Annotated in this window: 13 protein-coding genes, 1 tRNA gene and 1 pseudogene; 3 read left to right on the top strand and 12 right to left on the bottom strand. The window is 62.4% G+C overall.

The window, feature by feature from the left end; translation table 11 throughout:
- Positions 1–99 precede the first annotated feature (99 nt).
- The 6 genes from cysN to QD356_RS02315 all read right to left on the bottom strand — a co-directional run bounded on the left by cysN (position 100) and on the right by QD356_RS02315 (position 6,217).
- The gene (gene cysN / locus QD356_RS02340) at positions 100–1,551 is read right to left on the bottom strand and encodes a sulfate adenylyltransferase subunit CysN (protein ID WP_192837864.1); all 1,452 of its coding nucleotides are present in this window, start codon (positions 1,549–1,551) and stop codon (positions 100–102) included.
- 158 nt (positions 1,552–1,709) lie between these two features.
- Entirely contained in the window at positions 1,710–2,621 is a 912-nt protein-coding gene (gene cysD / locus QD356_RS02335) for a sulfate adenylyltransferase subunit CysD (protein ID WP_054557074.1), read from the bottom strand.
- 296 nt (positions 2,622–2,917) lie between these two features.
- Entirely contained in the window at positions 2,918–3,664 is a 747-nt protein-coding gene (locus tag QD356_RS02330; RefSeq protein ID WP_192838500.1) for a metallophosphoesterase, read from the bottom strand.
- Positions 3,665–3,784: 120 nt separating this feature from the next.
- The gene (locus QD356_RS02325; protein ID WP_043337025.1) at positions 3,785–4,231 is read right to left on the bottom strand and encodes a DUF1249 domain-containing protein; all 447 of its coding nucleotides are present in this window, start codon (positions 4,229–4,231) and stop codon (positions 3,785–3,787) included.
- A 331-nt stretch (positions 4,232–4,562) separates the two neighbouring features.
- The gene (locus tag QD356_RS02320) at positions 4,563–5,201 is read right to left on the bottom strand and encodes an NUDIX domain-containing protein (protein WP_192838499.1); all 639 of its coding nucleotides are present in this window, start codon (positions 5,199–5,201) and stop codon (positions 4,563–4,565) included.
- 332 nt (positions 5,202–5,533) lie between these two features.
- Positions 5,534–6,217 carry a hypothetical protein gene (locus tag QD356_RS02315; RefSeq protein WP_131431568.1) on the bottom strand — a complete coding sequence of 228 codons (684 nt, stop codon included), beginning with the start codon at positions 6,215–6,217 and terminating at the stop codon, positions 5,534–5,536.
- 196 nt (positions 6,218–6,413) lie between these two features.
- Between QD356_RS02315 and QD356_RS02310 the strand changes: the two genes are divergently transcribed.
- Positions 6,414–6,953, top strand: a complete 540-nt coding sequence (locus tag QD356_RS02310) for a GreA/GreB family elongation factor (protein WP_192838498.1) — start codon at positions 6,414–6,416, stop codon at positions 6,951–6,953.
- A 30-nt stretch (positions 6,954–6,983) separates the two neighbouring features.
- Here the strand turns inward: QD356_RS02310 and QD356_RS02305 are convergent, their stop codons facing one another.
- The gene (locus QD356_RS02305) at positions 6,984–8,039 is read right to left on the bottom strand and encodes a methyltransferase (protein WP_192838497.1); all 1,056 of its coding nucleotides are present in this window, start codon (positions 8,037–8,039) and stop codon (positions 6,984–6,986) included.
- An 81-nt stretch (positions 8,040–8,120) separates the two neighbouring features.
- Positions 8,121–9,062, bottom strand: coding sequence for a methyltransferase domain-containing protein (locus tag QD356_RS02300; RefSeq protein ID WP_192838496.1), 942 nt, complete (start codon positions 9,060–9,062; stop codon positions 8,121–8,123).
- A 312-nt stretch (positions 9,063–9,374) separates the two neighbouring features.
- Between QD356_RS02300 and QD356_RS02295 the strand changes: the two genes are divergently transcribed.
- Positions 9,375–10,544: a glycosyltransferase gene (locus QD356_RS02295; protein WP_192838495.1), complete on the top strand. Its 1,170-nt coding sequence runs from the start codon at positions 9,375–9,377 to the stop codon at positions 10,542–10,544.
- A gap of 357 nt (positions 10,545–10,901) precedes the next feature.
- Here the strand turns inward: QD356_RS02295 and QD356_RS02290 are convergent.
- Together QD356_RS02290 and QD356_RS02285 are read right to left on the bottom strand one after the other, a co-directional pair.
- Positions 10,902–10,978 (bottom strand) — tRNA-Arg (locus QD356_RS02290).
- 190 nt (positions 10,979–11,168) lie between these two features.
- On the bottom strand, positions 11,169–13,520 hold the full coding sequence (locus QD356_RS02285; protein ID WP_192838494.1) for an EAL domain-containing protein: 2,352 nt from the start codon (positions 13,518–13,520) through the stop codon (positions 11,169–11,171).
- A 391-nt stretch (positions 13,521–13,911) separates the two neighbouring features.
- Between QD356_RS02285 and QD356_RS02280 the strand changes: the two are divergent.
- Positions 13,912–14,865, top strand: a pseudogene (locus QD356_RS02280) (alpha/beta fold hydrolase).
- 167 nt (positions 14,866–15,032) lie between these two features.
- Here QD356_RS02280 and trpA read toward each other — a convergent pair.
- Complete coding sequence (gene trpA / locus QD356_RS02275) at positions 15,033–15,872, bottom strand: tryptophan synthase subunit alpha (RefSeq protein WP_107335249.1); 840 nt, start codon at positions 15,870–15,872, stop codon at positions 15,033–15,035.
- 126 nt (positions 15,873–15,998) lie between these two features.
- A complete protein-coding gene (gene trpB / locus QD356_RS02270) occupies positions 15,999–17,240 on the bottom strand; it encodes a tryptophan synthase subunit beta (protein WP_054554923.1) in 1,242 nt (413 codons plus the stop codon).
- Positions 17,241–17,450 lie beyond the last annotated feature (210 nt).

Raw genomic sequence — 17,450 nt, 5'->3', positions numbered from 1 at the left:
TTCTCCGGCTTCATTCCAGCAGGCCGTGTTGTTATTGCGTGTCCAGCGTTGTTGTTGGTATTTCGCTGACTTCCATTCTGCTGTCGCTACAGGACGGAATCAGTTGGTGCGGCCGAGCAGCTCGCGTACATCGCGGGCTTCCCAGTGCGGGAAGTGCTTGCGCACCAGCGCGTTGAGGTCGGCTTCAAACGCGGCCCAATCGGTCTGCTGGATGGCGGCCTGGGTGCCGGAGCGACCCACGCCGCGAATCATGCCCGCGCCGACGGTCACGTTGCTCAGACGATCGATGACGATGAAGCTGCCGGTCCCCGGGCTTGAGCGGTAGTCATCCACCGGCACCGCCTGGGTCAGCTCGAGCTGGACGCGGCCGATGGCGTTCAGCGCCAGGCTGTCGCCCTCGTGATGCTCCAGCGTGTTGACGTCGTAGAGGTAGTCGATGGCGCTGACCTGGCCGGTCAGGTCACGGGTTGCCAGCTTGATATCGTACTGGCGTCCCGGCTGCAGCGGCTTCTCGTGCATCCAGACGACATCCGCTTCCAGCGCATTGGAGAGCGGCAGTTCGGCATCCGCCGCTACCAGCCAGTCGCCACGCGAGATGTCGATCTCATCGTCAAGCGTCAGGGTGATGGCCTGACCCGGGTAGGCGATCTCGAGATCACCATCGAAGGTGACGATGCGTTCGATGGTCGAGGTCTTGCCGGATGGCAGCACCTTGACGCTGTCACCCGGGCGCACGACACCGGCCGCCAGAGTGCCGCAGTAACCGCGGAAATCGAGGTTGGGGCGATTGACGTACTGCACCGGGAAGCGCAGATCGCTGAGGTTCTGGTCGTGGGTCAGCTCGACGGTTTCCAGCACCTCCAGCAGTGACGGGCCCGCTTCGCCATCGACGGTGTACCAGTCCAGTGCCGGGCTGCGATTGACGACGTTGTCGCCCTTGAGCGCTGACATCGGCACGAAGCGGATGTCCGGCGCATTCAGCTTGTTGGCGAATTCCTGATACTCGGCGACGATCTCGTTGAAGCGTGTCTCGGAGTAATCGACCAGGTCCATCTTGTTGACCGCGATCACCAGGTGCTGGATGCCCAGCAGGTCGGCGATGAAGCTGTGACGACGGGTCTGGGTCTGCACGCCGTAGCGCGCATCGATCAGGATGATCGCCAGGCTCGCGGACGAGGCGCCAGTGGCCATGTTGCGGGTGTACTGCTCGTGCCCCGGCGTGTCGGCGATGATGAACTTGCGCTTGTCGGTCGAGAAGAAGCGATAGGCGACATCGATGGTGATGCCCTGCTCGCGCTCGGACTGCAGGCCATCGACCAGCAGGGCCAGATCGACCTCGTCACCGGTGGTGCCGCTGGTCTTGGAGGCCTGGGTGATGGAGGCCAGCTGATCTTCATAGATCAGCTTGGAATCGAACAGCAGACGACCGATCAGGGTCGACTTGCCATCATCGACGCTACCGCAGGTGATGAAGCGCAGCAGGTCCTTGCGCTCGTGTTCTTGCAGGTAGGCTTCGATATCCGCGGAAATCTTGTCTGACGCGTGGGACACACTCTTCTCCTTGCCGCTGTCATGGGCCTGATGAGGTGGCGAGCCAGTGTCGCGAGCCAGTGTCTCGTGAGGCTGCGAGCCGACTCATCAGGCGAATTGTTCGTTCGGGTCATCAAGCGCCGCGTGGCGGCGCCTGCAGGCAATGTGCCGGGGCGATCCTAGAAGTAACCTTCGCGCTTCTTCTTCTCCATCGAGCCTGCCTGGTCATGATCGATGGCACGACCGGAGCGCTCGCTGGTACGCGTCAGCAGCATTTCCTGGATGATTTCCGGCAGGGTCGCGGCGGTGGATTCCACGGCGCCGGTCAGCGGGTAGCAGCCCAGGGTACGGAAGCGCACGGACTTCATTTCCGGCACTTCGCCTTCCTTGAGCGGCAGACGGTCGTCGTCGACCATGATGTCGAGGCCGTCACGCTTCACCACCGGACGCACAGCGGAGTAGTACAGCGGCACGATCTTGATGGATTCGAGATAGATGTACTGCCAGATGTCCAGCTCGGTCCAGTTGGAGAGCGGGAAGACGCGGATGGACTCACCCTTGTTGATCTTGGAGTTGTAGATGTTCCACAGCTCCGGACGCTGGTTCTTGGGGTCCCAGCGGTGGTACTGATCGCGGAAGGAGTAGACGCGCTCCTTGGCGCGCGAGGCTTCCTCGTCACGACGTGCGCCACCGAAGGCAGCATCGAAGCCGTGCTTGTCGAGTGCCTGCTTGAGGCCGGCGGTCTTCATGATGTCGGTGTACTTGGCGCTGCCGTGATCGAACGGGTTGATGCCCGCCTCGACGCCTTCCTGGTTGATGTGCTCGATCAACTCCATGCCGACTTCCGCGGCCATCTCGTCGCGGAACTTGATCATTTCCTGGAATTTCCAGGTGGTGTTGACGTGCATCAGCGGGAACGGCGGCACGCCCGGCGCAAAGGCCTTGCGCGCCAGGTGCAGCATGACGGCGGAATCCTTGCCGATGGAGTACAGCATGACCGGATTGGCAAATTCCGCTGCCACTTCACGGATGATGTGAATGGATTCGGCCTCAAGCTGCTTGAGGTGGGTCTGACGTTCGGGGGTAAGCATCGCGTGCGGCAACCTCGTGAGCGTTGGGACACGCCCCGAGAGGCGGCCCGTGAAGTCAGTGGCGCGCTCTGTCAGCGACAGATGAATGCCCCGAGGGAGCACGCCGAATGGTTACACGGTACTCGCCCCGCCTTGATAACGTCAAAGAATCAGAAACTATCTTTTAAGACCAAAAAGGCATACCTGATACCTGTGAGCCTTGCACCACACTCATCAACACCGAGGGCACTCACGCTGACGCTGTGGCAGCACCAGCGCATGGTGACGAGCTTGCCCGCCCTTCCTTGCGAGCCTGGCTAGAGCGTGACCCGCTCCACCCAGGTCTCGAGATGCTCGCCATCGAGATCCACCACGCGCAGGCCGGGGCGCGCCGCCTCATCCACGGCGAAATCATGGCTCAGCGGAGCGAACTGATCGGAGGTGGAGGGAACGCCATAGACGGCCACACTGCCCTGCCCACACGGCATGAGTTGCGTGAAGGCCTGATGGATATGCCCACACAGCACGGCCCGCACCTGCGGGTACGGGCGCAACGTTTCCCACAGCGCATCGCGGTCGGCAAGGCCCAGCGCATCCATCCAGTCCGAGCCGATCGGCAGCGGATGATGATGCATGGCCAGCAGGATCGGACGTGGGTCCAGCTCGACGGAAAGCGCCAGTGACTGCGCAAGCTCGCTCAATTGCTCCTCGCCAAGCTCTCCACCGGCCTGCCCGGTGACGCGCGAATCCAGACACAGCAGTCGCCAGTCGCCCAGATCCAGCTCGTGATGGAAGGGACGCAGCTCCTGCATGAATTCAGGATGATCGTGGTTGCCCGCGAACCAGAACCAGGGACAGCCCAGGCCATCGAACAGCTCTGCCGCCATGCGATAGGAGGCAGGGCTCTCATCCTGGCTGACATCACCGGTCACCAGCAGGATATCGGGGCGCAGGCGCGAGGCATGCGCCATCACCGCCTCCAGCTGACGCCAGGGGAAGCCCAGCCGTGAACGCGCATCAGGGTCGGCGCGCAGATGGCAATCACTTATCTGAATCAGTCGCATCGGTCTCTCGAGCAGCAGGGAAATGAACAGAACCGCGACGGCCGGGCCATCGCGGTTCTGTCAATCAAGACGGGAAATCCATCGGGTGTCAGCGCCTGTGCGCCATGCCAGCCCCAAACGTCACGGCAACTCCGGCACATCCGCCTGCCCGAAGGCGCGGGCATGGGTCAGCCATTCGCCGAGAAAGCGATTGAGCTGAAGCTTTTCGTCCGGCTGATGCATGCGCGGATTCGGGTAACGATTGCGCCCTGAGAAGTGACGCTGGCGCTGAAAGTCGGTGACCTCCGCCATGCGCACGTCGTGGTACAGGTGCACGCTCATGCGCGGCGAATCGATGATGTGGTCCAGCACGCCGGTCTGGGCGACCGTGACCATGGTGGTATAGGGCGCGCATTCGACCACCTCGAGCAGCAGCGTGCCGAAGTGGCCCTGATTGCCCGCCAGCGGGAAGGCGAAGCTGTCACCGGCCTCGGCCTTGCCGAGGATGCGCGTGAGGCGCAGATAATTGGACCCGCACTCGGCATGGAGTGCTTTTAGGTCAGCCACATAGGCTTTCTTGACCTGCATGGGCGATCTCCTTGCGAATCTCAGAACATTGGCATGTTGTCTGTCAAAGCACGCCCGCTATCGTGCGTGGCAAGATGCGGGCAACGTGCGATAAATCAAGCGCTGCGCCAGCGCTCAGGCTGTCGGCGATCAGCTCTCGGCTATCGACTCTCGAGTCCAGCTCTCGGGACTGAGGCTGAGACGAAAACCGAGACTGATACGGACACTGGCGCAGACAGTGATCGTTGCTGGCTGCCGGTTTTCAGCAAGCCTCTAGAATAGCAGCTCTGACGCGCAGGTTGAGGAAGCCTGCGTGAGACGCGGGGGATTGCCAAGCTTCGCCTTCACTGCCTCAGGCATGCATGACGCGCAACGAGGCACGTTCACGCAGCAGCCATTGCATGGCCATGATGGCCATCGCATTGCCCAACCGCCCTTGTTCCAGCAGCGTGAGGGCCGCCTGGAAATCGAGCACATGCACGCGGATGTCTTCATTCTCCTCGGCCAGACCATGCACGCCGCCCAGCCCACTGCTGTCACACAGACCGATGAACAGCGTGACCTCCTCGGTACAGGCGCCGGGGCTCGGGTAGTAGCGGTACAGTTCGATCAGGTCGGTCAGCTCACATCCAGCCTCCTCGATCGCCTCACGGCGCGCGACCTCATAGGCCTGTTCGTCCTTGTCCACCAGCCCTGCAATCGGCTCCAGACTCCAGGGCGTGCGTGCATCTTCCAGCATGCCGGCACGAATCTGCTCGACGAAGACCACGCGGTCGTTGACCGGGTCGTAGGGCAATACGCCTACCGCATCGTGACGAACATGCACCTCGCGATGGATCACATCGCTCCAGCCACCGTTGAAACGCTGGTGGCGGAATTCGCGCTGCTCGAGGCGAAAGAAGCCGTCCTGCAACACCCTGGCCTCGACCAGTTCGACATCATCATGTGCGAAGGCCTGTTGCCCTGCGACGTGCTCTTGTTGCTCGCTCATGCATCCTCCTTGGCTGAGCAGACATTATCCTGTCCTGCCGCGAGACTGGCCAGCCCGTCACCTGCAAACTTGCTTGCCGCGCCGCACTGAGTCCGTCATCAGCGCCATTCAAGGCGCCATCTGAAGGCATCTGGGCGACTTCTCATCCACAGAGCGGTAAACGACACGGCCCGAGCGGGATCTCCGCTCGGGCCGTGTCATGCAGGAATTCATTCGGGGATGTTACATCAGCGCCTGACGCCAGCGCTGCCGTTCACTTGCATGACTCACTGATGTCACTCCAGCCAGTCTCCGCTTCTGGCAGCCATGCAAGCGATACGGGCGGCGGAGACTCACTGCAGGCGCTTGATCAGCGCGGCAATCTCTTTCTGCAATTCCTGATCGGCCAGCTCACGATTGGGGCGTGGCGGCCCGTCCTGTGCGAGACGCGCATGCTTGAGCGCTTCCTCATCACGGCCTTCTGAGGCCAGATAATCGGCGTAATAATAATTGGTATCCATGCCCGTCGGGTTGACCTCAAGCCCCTTGCGCAGCACTTCTCCCGCCTTCTCATCATCCCCGAAGCCCACCGGCCAGCCGGGCGCCTTGTCATAGAGCGCGCCAAGCGTCACATAGGCGGAGGCATTGTCGCCCTTGGGGTCGAGCGTGATCGCCTTCTCGAGCGTGGCCTTGGCTTCCTTGGCCAGATCCAGCGCTCCGAGGCCACCGCGCGCCTTGGCCCATGAGGCCAGAATGATGCCTTCCCAGGTCAGCACATGGGCATTGTCCGGATACTGATCCGCCAGCGCGCGTACCTCCTTGCCCAGGGCCTCCATGCCCTTTTCCTGAGCATCACCGGAGACCTGATAATTGATCTGTGCCCAGCGCTTGGAGAGCGGGAAGACGTCATCATCGCCCGGGGCAGCATGGACTCCGGTCATGCCGGCCAGCGTGATGCCCAGCGCCATGCCCCCGGAGAGCAATACGCGACAGCAACGGGATATGACACGGCAAGACGGGTGTGAAGATGGCAGCATGGGCATGGACAGCTCCCTGATTTTCGTTATTGTTGGCAGATTCAGCATGGGTGACGCGCAAGTGCTCCGGCGAGCACACACTGACTGTAACGAACGTTTGAATCGGCCGCCAATCACCCTTGGTCGCAGGTCTCAACGCTAGCGAACATCGCACACGACGCCTTGAGCCTTACCCACAGAACCAGCGGAGCAGACCATGCAAGGTCGCAACATGACACGCTGGCGCGACCCCAAGACGGACCCGCGCCAGGAAAAGAAGAGCAACGTGATTACCCCGCAGGGCCACGCGAAGATGAAGGGGCTGGCCGACCACCTGAGGCGCGTGAGGCGCCCGGAGCTTTCGCGCAAGACGGGCGAAGCTGCCGCCATGGGGGATCGCAGCGAGAATGCGGATTACACCTACAACAAGAAGGCGCTCAATCAGACCATCGCCAAGATCGCCTATCTGGAGAAACGCTTGGATGAGCTGACGGTCGTCGATCGCCTGCCCGCGGATCTGAAGCGCGTCTATTTCGCGGCCTTCGTGACGCTGGAGGACGAGCAGGGAGAGGAAATGGAGATTCGCATCGTGGGCCCTGATGAGACCGACAATCCGCGCCGCTGGATCAGCGTCGATGCGCCCCTTGCCCAGGCATTGCTGGGCAAGGGGCTGGATGACGAGGTGAGCGTGGCCGCGCCGGGCGGCGAGACGACCTACATCATCACGGCCATCCGCTATCAGTCGCCTGAGGCGTAAGCGGCGAGCTGGGCATCAGGCCGCAGGGAATCAGCGCGCCTTGCGTGCACGATAGACCTTGAACTGGCGCGTTTCCGCGAGCACTTCAAACTCGCCGAAGGCCGCCTGCAGCAGATCGGGATACGGCAGGAAGGCGTTGGCGACCAGCGTCAGGGTGCCGCCGGGCATCAGGTGATCCGGTGCCTGGCTGATCAGGCGCGCCGCCGGTCCGTAATCGATATCGCGCTCATGATGGAACGGCGGATTGGCCACGATGGCCTCGAACCGCTCCCCCTCGAACGCCGCGAACACATCGCTCAGGCGTACGTCCGCCTCAAGCCCGTTGAGCGCCAGACTGCGACGGGTCGCCTCCACCGCGAAGGCACTGACATCGCCTGCCATCACGCGCGCCCCGTGACGCGCCAGCCAGCAGCTGATGATGCCGTCACCCGCCCCGATATCCAGCGCACGCTTGTAACCACGGGTCGGCAGGTTCTCCAGCAGCAGCGCGGTCCCCGGGTCCAGCTTGGCATTGCCATACAGTCCCGGATGACTGGTCAGTCGCATCTCCAGCGCCTCGAATTCGCCCCAGCCTTCTGTCCATTGTCCAGCCACTGCCAGTGGCGATTCACTGCTGGCGGCCTGTTCGGCCGTCAACTCACGCGTGGCAGATGACCATAGCTGGCAACGGCGCGCGGTATCGTCCTTGCGCGCCGTCATCCCCAGCGCCTTGAGGATGCGCTCAGCGCGCTTGATGCCGCCGTTGACCTCGCCCACCACCTTGATCGGCGTACCGGTCGGCAACACCTGGCACAGCGCCACCAGCCACCACTCGCCCAGCGCGTGCGCCTTGGGCCAGAACACGATGGCACCCGCGGCTTGCGTGATGGTGTCGTCAGCCCGCGCATCGGCGAAGGACACCGCATGGCTGACCCGGTGCCCGGCCTCCCGCGCGGCATTCACGATACCGGTGTCATGCCCCCAGACACGCCGCTGGCGGTCCGATGACAGCCACCAGTCATCACGCGGTGCAGCGACCCACAGCCAATCACGGAAATCACTGTCCTGACGCTCGAGCAGCTGACAGGCGGGGGTTTGAGCAGACATGAAGACTCCAACAGGGTAGGAAGATACGGACAACGGCGAGAGCGCCGGATATCGAAACAATACGGTTGTGCGGGTGCCGCCTCAGGCTGGACGCACCAGCTCATAGTGCAGATAGCGGCCCAGATAGACGAAGGGGGGCGTGCGCCAGTGCTGACACTCGAGCGCGAGCAATTTCTGCATGTCAGCCTCGCTCAGCGGGTCGCGTGAGCGCAGATAGTCATGGAAGACGCGCAGCCCGGTCAGCTCACGTACCTCAAGACCCGCCTCCGCGGCCCACTGACGTATCTCGCCATCGCGCAGCGGTGAGATGGGCGTCAAGCGCTTGCCGGTACCCCAGCCCGCCAGGCGCCCTTCCAGCACCTTGTCGAAATTGCCCTTGCTGACATTGGAAAACGCCAGCGCATCGCGATTGAAGACACTCAGCGACATGACGCCACCGGGCGCCAGCAACTCCGCGAGCAATGCAAAACCCTCCCGGGGATCGACCAGCCACTCCAGCACGGCGTGGCACACCACCACCGGCCACCGCTGATCAGTCTCGGCGGCGAAGCCCTGCAGATCACGCTCCTCCCAGACCAGCCGCCCAGCGAACGGCTCATCATTCGACAGCGCGTCGGTTTGACCTGGCACTTGCGGATCTGACGCCTCCTGAGCCGCCCGGGATGGGTCAGCCGTCGTACCAACGGACAACCCCTGGCCTTGCGGCGTGGCAGTGCTCAGGAAGCGTTTCGCGCGCTCACGCATCTCGCCAGAGGGTTCGACCAGCGTGAGATGGTGTCCGCGCGTGAGCCACCAGTGGGCTGTCTGCCCAAGCCCCGCACCGATTTCCAGTACCGGGGAAGGCGGCAAATGCGAGAAACGCTCATCCATCAGGCGCTGGGTGAGCGCAAGGCGAACACGGCCGCGCTCCGTGGTGTAGAAACCACGTTCGAACTTGTCGGCCAGACCGTCGAAATGACGATCAGCGGTGGCACGGCGAACGCGGGAAGCGCCAGCGCGGGACGAGGTTTTCGGCTCAGGCATGAAGTATATCTTGGCGAAGGAGAAAGAACTGACGAAGCAATGGTGCAGATAATGCCTCACTCACTCGCCAAAGGCACTTCTCGGTGCGGATGAACCGCCCACTGATGCCGCTGACGGCCCGCCGCCACGCATTTCCTCCGCCAAATGGATCGGCGTAGAATGGCGCCTGCATCGAGGGGCCAAGGAACGGCACATGGCGAGGAAAGAGGTCATGGGGCAGAGAAAGACCGACACTTGATCGACTTGAGCAGCCAAGGCTTCAACGTGACTGACTTGTGCACATCGACTCCACTTCCGACATAGACCTCAGCCATGAAACAACGCGTCCTGCTAATCGTCCGCAAGCTCAACATCGGCGGTATCCAACGCAATACCGTCAATCTCGCCAATGTCTTGCACCGCGAAGGGCATGAGGTCCATGTACTGGTACTGAAAGGCGAACTGGAACTCGTCCCGGATGCCGGCGTGCACCTTCACCAGGTCGACTTCGACAAGGCATTTCGCAAGACGGGCATCGGCCTGTTCTACGACCTGTTCACCCGCCTGCTGCTGGCTCCGTGGATCAAGGGCTCAGGATACGTCTGGCGGGGCTATTACGGCGGCCACTATCTGCGCCGTTTCGTCGCGCGTCTGGAAAAGGAACACGGCCCGATCGATCGAGTCATCACGCGCGGCCAGGGCGCCTTCGAGACCTTCTGGTCGTGGCGGGACCCTCGCCTGTGGCAGGTGGCGGTGTCATGGCCCGGCGACCTGAAAGAGGGCTGGCAACAACGCTTCTTGTTGAGCCGCCTGTATAGCGGCAAACAGGTCGTGTGCAACACCGACAATGTGCGCCAGCAACTGGAACACCTGCTGGACCATCACGGGATCAAGGCGGCGAGACTCGCGACCATCGGCAATGTCTGTGATCTGGATGCCATCGCCGCCATGGCAGAGGAAGAGGTGGAACTGCCCTCCCGCCCTTACGTGGTGCAGGTGTGTCGTCTTTCGGATGTCAAGCGTCAGGATGTGCTGATCAAGGCATACCTCGCCTCAGGCATCGAGGAAGACCTCGTCATCGTCGGCGATGGCCCCAAGCGGGAAGCCACCGAAGCACTGATCCGCGAGCTGGGCGTCGGCGACAAGGTCCACCTGATCGGTAGCCGCCTGAACCCCTACCCGTGGATGAAGCACGCCCGTCTGTTCGTGCTCAGTTCGCGTAGTGAGGCCTTCGGCATCGTGCTGGTGGAGAGCATGTGCTGTGGCACGCCGTGCGTGGCACCGGATGTCCCCGGCGGCATTCGCAACGTGTTGATCCATGATCAAGCGCGCCTGATCTCCGAAGACTCCATCGAGGCGCTGGCAGCCAAGATTCGCGAAGGCCTCGCCAACCCGCCGGCACTCGACTCGGATCCGGAGCTGATCGAACGCTTCCGCGATACCCGCATCATGCAGGAGTTTCTGTCCCTGCCCACTGATGCCGTGACATCAAACTCCCGCTGACACCCAAAGCCCTGCATTTATCGAGAGACTCTCTTGCAGGGCTTGCTCTAGCGCTTCCCGAGACGCTGAACTGGCAGGACGTTTGACTGGCAAGACGATTGGCTGGCAAGACGGTTGGGTGACAAAGCGATCGACAGACACGGCGATGCGATGTCCAGACCAAGAGTCAGGGCATTATTGATCGAGTATCGGATAGGGTAATCAAGTGCGGAAACCAAGCTCGGAAGTCGGGCCTGAAGCCAGGACAGACGCTGCTCACAGAGCAAGGGCCGAGCACACAACGAAGGGTACAGAGAAGACGATAAGGCGATGACGCAGAAGGCAGGACAGATGACGTCGTCCAGAAGGTGGGATTGCTGGCGCCCCCTGCAGGAGTCGAACCTGCGACCTGCCCCTTAGGAGGGGGCCGCTCTATCCAGCTGAGCTAAGGGGGCGTAGCGAGCGGAAGTATAAGCCATTGAAGTGGCGAGATAAACCCGACAATTGCTGCACCGCCTGCTTCACGCCCCCTGTCATCAGCCACATGCTTCAGCCACTGGATCAATATCCTGAGAGCAAGCTCGACGCCTGATTTCGGTGCCATGCCCCCTGGCTGGCTGAGACAGCCTCATGAACATGCCTTCCCTATCCTTTCGACAACCGGGCCTCCGCATCGCCAATCACCTCTGCCATCGGACGCGGGCGCCCCAGCAGGTAACCCTGGACTCGCTCGCAGCCCATGCGCCGCAAGACTTCGAGCTGCTCCGTCTCTTCCACGCCTTCCGCCACGACATCGAGTGACAGAGCGCGCGCCATCATCAACATGGCACGCACGATCTCGTTGCCTGTGGTACGCGTGTCTGGCGCATCCTCAAGAGACAGGTCATTGATGAAGCTGCGATCTATCTTCAGCTCCTTGAGCGGCATACGACGCAAACGCGACAGATTCGAGTAGCCGATGCCGAAATCATCAATCGAGAAGCTCAGGCCCAAGGCTGCCAACTGGTCAATCTTCTCGAGCATTGCCGCTTCATCATCCGTCGCCAGGCTCTCGGTGATTTCCATACGCAAGAGCTCAGGCGCGAAGTCATGTTGCGCCAGCAGCCTGGTGACCTGCGGCACGAACTCGCTGCTACGGAACTGTACCTGACTGACATTGACCGCCATCGGTAGCGCATAGCCTCGGGCGGTCATGGCAGCAAGCTCGCGACAGACCTGCTCCAGCACCCAATGCCCCAGCTCGAGAATCAGTCCGGACTCCTCCGCGATGGGGATGAAGGTCGCTGGCGAGACCATCCCCAGCTGCGGGTCATGCCAACGCAGCAATGCCTCGGCGCCACACAATTGCGGCTCACCACTTTCGGGCAGGGAAAATTGCGGCTGGAGGTGGACACTCAGCTGCTGGCGAGACACGGCCTCACGCAACGCGTGCTCCATCCGGGCGGCATCGATGATGCGCTGGCGCATCTCGGGCGCGAAGAAACACAGCCGTGCACGCCCGGCCCCCTTGCTCTCATAGAGCGCGATATCCGCTTGATGCAGGAGGTGACTCCAGGCATCGCCCTCTTCTCTATCGATCTCGGTGTGCTCCGCCTTGCCAGCCGGCAACACTTGGTGAGAGCAGACGCCATAGCCTTCCTCGTGACGCGGATAGAGCGTGATGCCCAACGAGCCGGTCAACTGATGCGTTCGCCCTTCAAGCTCCAGCGGCTCCTGCAGTCGCTCCAGCATCTGCTCCGCCACCTGGCGCGCTCGGCTAGCCGCTTCGCGCGGCCCACCGGCTCTCGGTGCCAGCAGCACGATGAACTCGTCTCCCCCATGGCGCGCGAGGAAGTCCTGCGGGCCCAGCATCTCTGCCAGACGCGAGGCGACCTGCTTGAGCGCCAGGTCACCGGCATCGTGTCCGAGGATGTCGTTGAGACGCTTGAAGTGATCGAGATCCAGGAACATCAGCGCGCCCATCTCGCCGGGCTGGGCCTGCTCCGCCAGCTCACAGAGATGACGACGCACGAGACGCCGGTTGGGCAAGCCGGTCAACGAATCGTGCAAGGCCTGATGCGTCAGTTGCTGGTCACGTCGATAGCGTTCGATCGCCAGTCTGGCTACCTTGACCGCCACTTCGAGCAAGCCATGGTGAGTCGCATCGAAGACCTCGCCTGTCTCGGCATAGAAGGCAAAGCTGCCCAGGGGGTTATCGTCGCCATCGAGAATCGGCATCGACAGGCAGGCATCCAGCCCCAACGCATGCGGATGCTCACGGAAGCCCTCCCAGGCAGGTTCCTGCGCGATGGAAGGCGTCATGACCGGCTTGCGCCGCCACATCGCCGTCCCACAGGTGCCCACGCCTTCCCCGATCTTCAAGCCACGGGTGAACAGCATGAAGCTTGCCGGCAGGCTGGGCCCCTGCCCTGCCACGATGGTGCGGCCCACATCATCCAGCAGTAGCAACGAGGAGCGCACCTGAACCGCGGCGCCTTCGATGGTCAGGCACAGGTCTCGCAATGTCTTGTCCAGAGACTGACCTGCCGCCACGGCTTCCAGCAGCTCAAGCTGGGAGTGGCTCAACATCAAGGCCCGGTGCATCTGGGTAATGTCCGTCTGCAGCCCCAGATACCCTTCCACCCGCCCCCTGGAATCCTTGAGCGGTATGCAGCGCAGCCGCAATCGCAGTGGTTGGCCATTGCTGTCGTAATGCACCAGCTCCTCATCGCTGGGTTCGCCGCGGCGGCGCTGTTCACGCAATCGGGTGATGACCAGCAGATCGGATGCCGGCCCCATCAGGAATTCACTGGGCACCTTGCCGACCACCTGCTGCTCTCGATAGCCGAGAAGCTGCTCAAAAGCGGGGTTGACCCAGCGAATGCGCCCTTCGAGGTCGTAGCAACAGACGCCGTTGCTGGTGTGATCCAGCAGCTGATTCAGCAAGCCTTCGGCTTCCTGGCCATTGGCGGGCCGGGAAGTGCTCGGCATGGTGCCAAACGATGTGGTGTCACTCACTGGCGTATCCTCAGCAGACTCCTCTGCGATCCTGGCTGGATGACATGCCGAGCCTTGTGCAGGACTCGGAGAATTACCAGCACCAGCGTGCCTGATCCTCGGCACCAGTATGCGGCCTATGTATCAGTAATATTAACCCACTGCGATGCGTTGAATATGAGTCCAGCGTCATTCGATCGGCACTGGCGTCGATCATCATTCGACTCTCGAGCGCTGCTCAGGCTTTGAATCGAGCGCGTTCACTCCCACAACACTGACAGCGCTCACATTTCAGATGCCCTGACAGCATGATCCACTCGGCAGCGTCGGGCGTAGTACACACATCACGCCATTCGCCACGGAGAGCCACTCCTTGAACGCTCTGCTGCCCCTTGTGTCAGTCACACTCTGCATGCTGCTCTCGGGATGCGGGCCGCACTACCTTGCGGCCAGTGACATCCACCAGGCCCCTTACCTTGATGAATTCTCCGCCTCACCCCATCTCGTGACCCGCGACGCCACGTCGCTGGCATGGGAGTCCTGGCAACCTGCGCAGGCAACCCCTCAGCGCGCCATGCTGCTCGGCCTGCACAGCTACGGCGACTTCCGGCTGGCATATGCCGATCTGGGCCCGTGGCTGGCCGGACAAGGCATCGTGACCTACGCCTATGACCAACGCGGTTTCGGGGAGTCCAGCCAGCAAGGGCGATGGCCGGAGTCCCCGTTGCTGGTCGAGGACCTGGTGGACGCCATCACGGTACTGCGCCAGCGCCACCCGAACCTCCCCTTGATCGTGGCGGGCGAAAGCATGGGCGGCTCGGTGATACTCAATGCCCTCGCCCAGCACCCGGCGCTGTCGATCGATGGCAGCCTGCTCGCCGCCCCGGGCGTCCGCGGTGGCATCCGCTGGCGCTATCTGTAAAACGCAGGACTCTGGACGGCGGCGCACCTGATCCCCGCAACCAGCGTGGAGGTACCACGCAGGTACCCCGAAGGAGAACTTCAGCCCGCGGCCGCCAGGCGATTGGCCGAGGATTCCCGCGTCGTGCATTCCGTGCGCCTTGATGCCTATTACGGCCTGATTCGCTTCACGGATCATGCCAGCGATGACATCGCGGCACTTTCTGCTGATACACGACTGCCGCCCACTCTGCTGTTGCACGGTGATAGCGATGAGACCGTGCCCCGGGTGGCCATCGAGCGGCTGGTCAGCGACTGGCCGAGCGCCTCACGCGATACGCTCGAGATTCATTACCTGCCCGAGGCACCCCACCTGCTGCTGCAATGGCACGACAGTGAGCAGGTACGCGGACGGATAGCACACTGGTTGGCCGAGATCCTGCCAGCGCACGCTTCACAAGATTGAGCTTGAGAGTAAGCGCGAGAACGAGGCGATGGACGTGACACGCCGCGTCATGCCGATAGCGCGAGCCCCACAAACAACAACGCCCCGAACAGGGTTCGAGGCGTTGCTGTCTGTCTATCTATCTAACTATCGCCCCTGCGAGGGGCATGCTGGCCACTAACCAGCGATCACTGACGCGCGGTCTTCAGGGCATCAGCCAGTTCACGGGTCAGGGCGTGCACGGCCTGAGTACCCTGCTCCGGCGTCTCGGCATTGGCCTGCAGGTCGATCAAGGCAGAACCGACCACCACACCGTCGGAGAAACGCCCGATCCGCGCCGCCTGTTCAGCGGTACGGATACCGAAGCCGACCGCGACCGGAATATCGGTATGCTCACGAATGCGACCGACCTCGGCCTCGACCTTCTCGGCAGTCGGTGCCGCGCCGCCGGTCACGCCATTGCTGGAGACGTAGTAGAGGAAGCCCGAGGTGTTGGCCAGCACACCCGGCAGGCGCTCGCTGTCAGTGGTCGGTGTAGCGAGGCGAATGAAGCTGATGCCCGCTTCGCTGGCCGGGACGCACAGCTCGTCATCGTGCTCCGGCGGCAGATCGACGACGATCAGGCCGTCGACGCCGGCCTCGCTCGCCTGCTCGAGAAAACGGCTCACGCCACGACGATAGATCGGGTTGTAGTAGCCCATCAGCACGATGGGAGTGTCCTGATCGCGCTTGCGGAACTCGCTGACCATCGCCAGGGTGCGGTCCATGGTCTGGCCGGCCTTCAGGGCACGCTGGGTAGCATGCTGAATGGCCAGACCATCGGCCATCGGGTCCGTGAACGGCATGCCCAGCTCGATGACATCGGCTCCGGCGTCCGCCATGCCGAGGAAGGTCGCGAGGCTGGCATCGTAGCCGGGGTCGCCCGCAGTGATGTAGGTCACCAGCGCGGCACGATTCTCGGCGCGCACGGCAGCGAAGCGACGGTCAAGACGGCTGCTGGCAGTAGTGTCGATAGCGGAAGTGCTCATCAATAGACTCCGAATTTGCTGGCCTGCAGGCATCGATGACAGCTGCAGGCGAAGAAGGCATGGGGCGCTCAGACTCGATCAGCGACTGACGATTCTGACGCCGGGCAACACGTGACAGACCCGGGCTTACTCGCCGTCAGGGTTCAGGCCCAGTTCGTCGGCCAGGTGATGAGTCACGGTGGCCATGTCCTTGTCACCACGGCCGCTCAGGTTGACCACCATCAGGTGGTCCTTCGGCAGGCCCGGTGCACGCTTGATGACTTCCGCCAGCGCGTGGGAGGACTCCAGCGCCGGAATGATGCCTTCCAGACGGCACAGCATCTTGAAGGCGTCGAGCGCTTCCTGGTCGGTCGCGGCGACATACTCGGCACGCTTGATGTCATGCAACCATGCGTGTTCCGGACCGATACCCGGATAGTCGAGACCGGCGGAGATGGAGTGCGCATCGCCGATCTGACCTTCTTCATCCTGCAGCAGGAAGGTGCGGTTGCCATGCAGAACGCCCGGCAGGCCGCCCTTGAGGCTGGCAGCATGACGCGGAGTCTCAAGGCCTTCACCAGCGGCCTCGACACCGATGATCTCGACGCTTTCCTCATCGAGGAACGGGTGGAACAGGCCCATGGCATTGGAACCGCCGCCGATGCAGGCGACCAGCGAATCCGGCAGACGCCCTTCCTTCTCCTGCAGCTGCACGCGGGTTTCCTGACCGATGATGGACTGGAAGTCACGCACCAGCTGCGGGTACGGGTGCGGCCCGGCCACGGTACCGATGATGTAGAAGGTGTCATCGACGTTGGTGACCCAGTCACGCAGCGCCTCGTTCATGGCGTCCTTCAGCGTGCCATCACCGGCGGTGACAGGCACGACCTTGGCGCCCAGCAGCTGCATGCGCTGCACATTGGGCTGCTGACGATGGATATCGGTGGAGCCCATGTAGATCACGCAGTCCAGCCCGAAACGCGCCGCCACGGTGGCAGTCGCCACACCGTGCATGCCGGCACCGGTCTCGGCGATGATGCGCTGCTTGCCCATGCGGCGAGCGAGCAGTACCTGGCCCAGCGCATTGTTGATCTTGTGAGCCCCGGTATGCATCAGGTCTTCACGCTTGAGATAGATCTTGGCGCCGCCCAGCTGCTCGGTCAGGCGCTCGGCGAAATACAGCGGGCTCTGGCGGCCGACATAGTCCGCGGACAGGCCAGCCAGCTCCTCGGCGAATGCCGGGTCCTGCTTGGCGGCTTCATACTCGCGCTGCAGGTGCAGGATCAATGGCATCAGCGTCTCGGCAACGAAGCGGCCGCCGAAATCACCGAAGAAACCCTTGGCATCAGGCCCTTGGCGCAGGCTGGGGGTAGCAGTCGTCTGGCTCATGCTGAACTCCTCGAATCGTGTCAGTGGCTGGTCTCACATACTGCGCAAGGCATCTGCGGGGCCAGCGATATGGTGATCATCCTAGCGCTGCAGGCACTGGAAGAAAAACGATAAATTCGCCAAGATGTGTGAGAAAATCTCACATATGGTCGAGACGGTCATTGCCGCGCAGCCACTCTTTCCATGCCAATGACACGTCCAGCACTCGCC

This window comes from Cobetia sp. 2AS, assembly GCF_029846355.1.
In the GTDB taxonomy this organism is placed as follows: domain Bacteria; phylum Pseudomonadota; class Gammaproteobacteria; order Pseudomonadales; family Halomonadaceae; genus Cobetia; species Cobetia amphilecti.
Note: the sequence above shows the minus strand (reverse complement) of the source record. Positions and strands in the feature narration are given on the sequence as shown.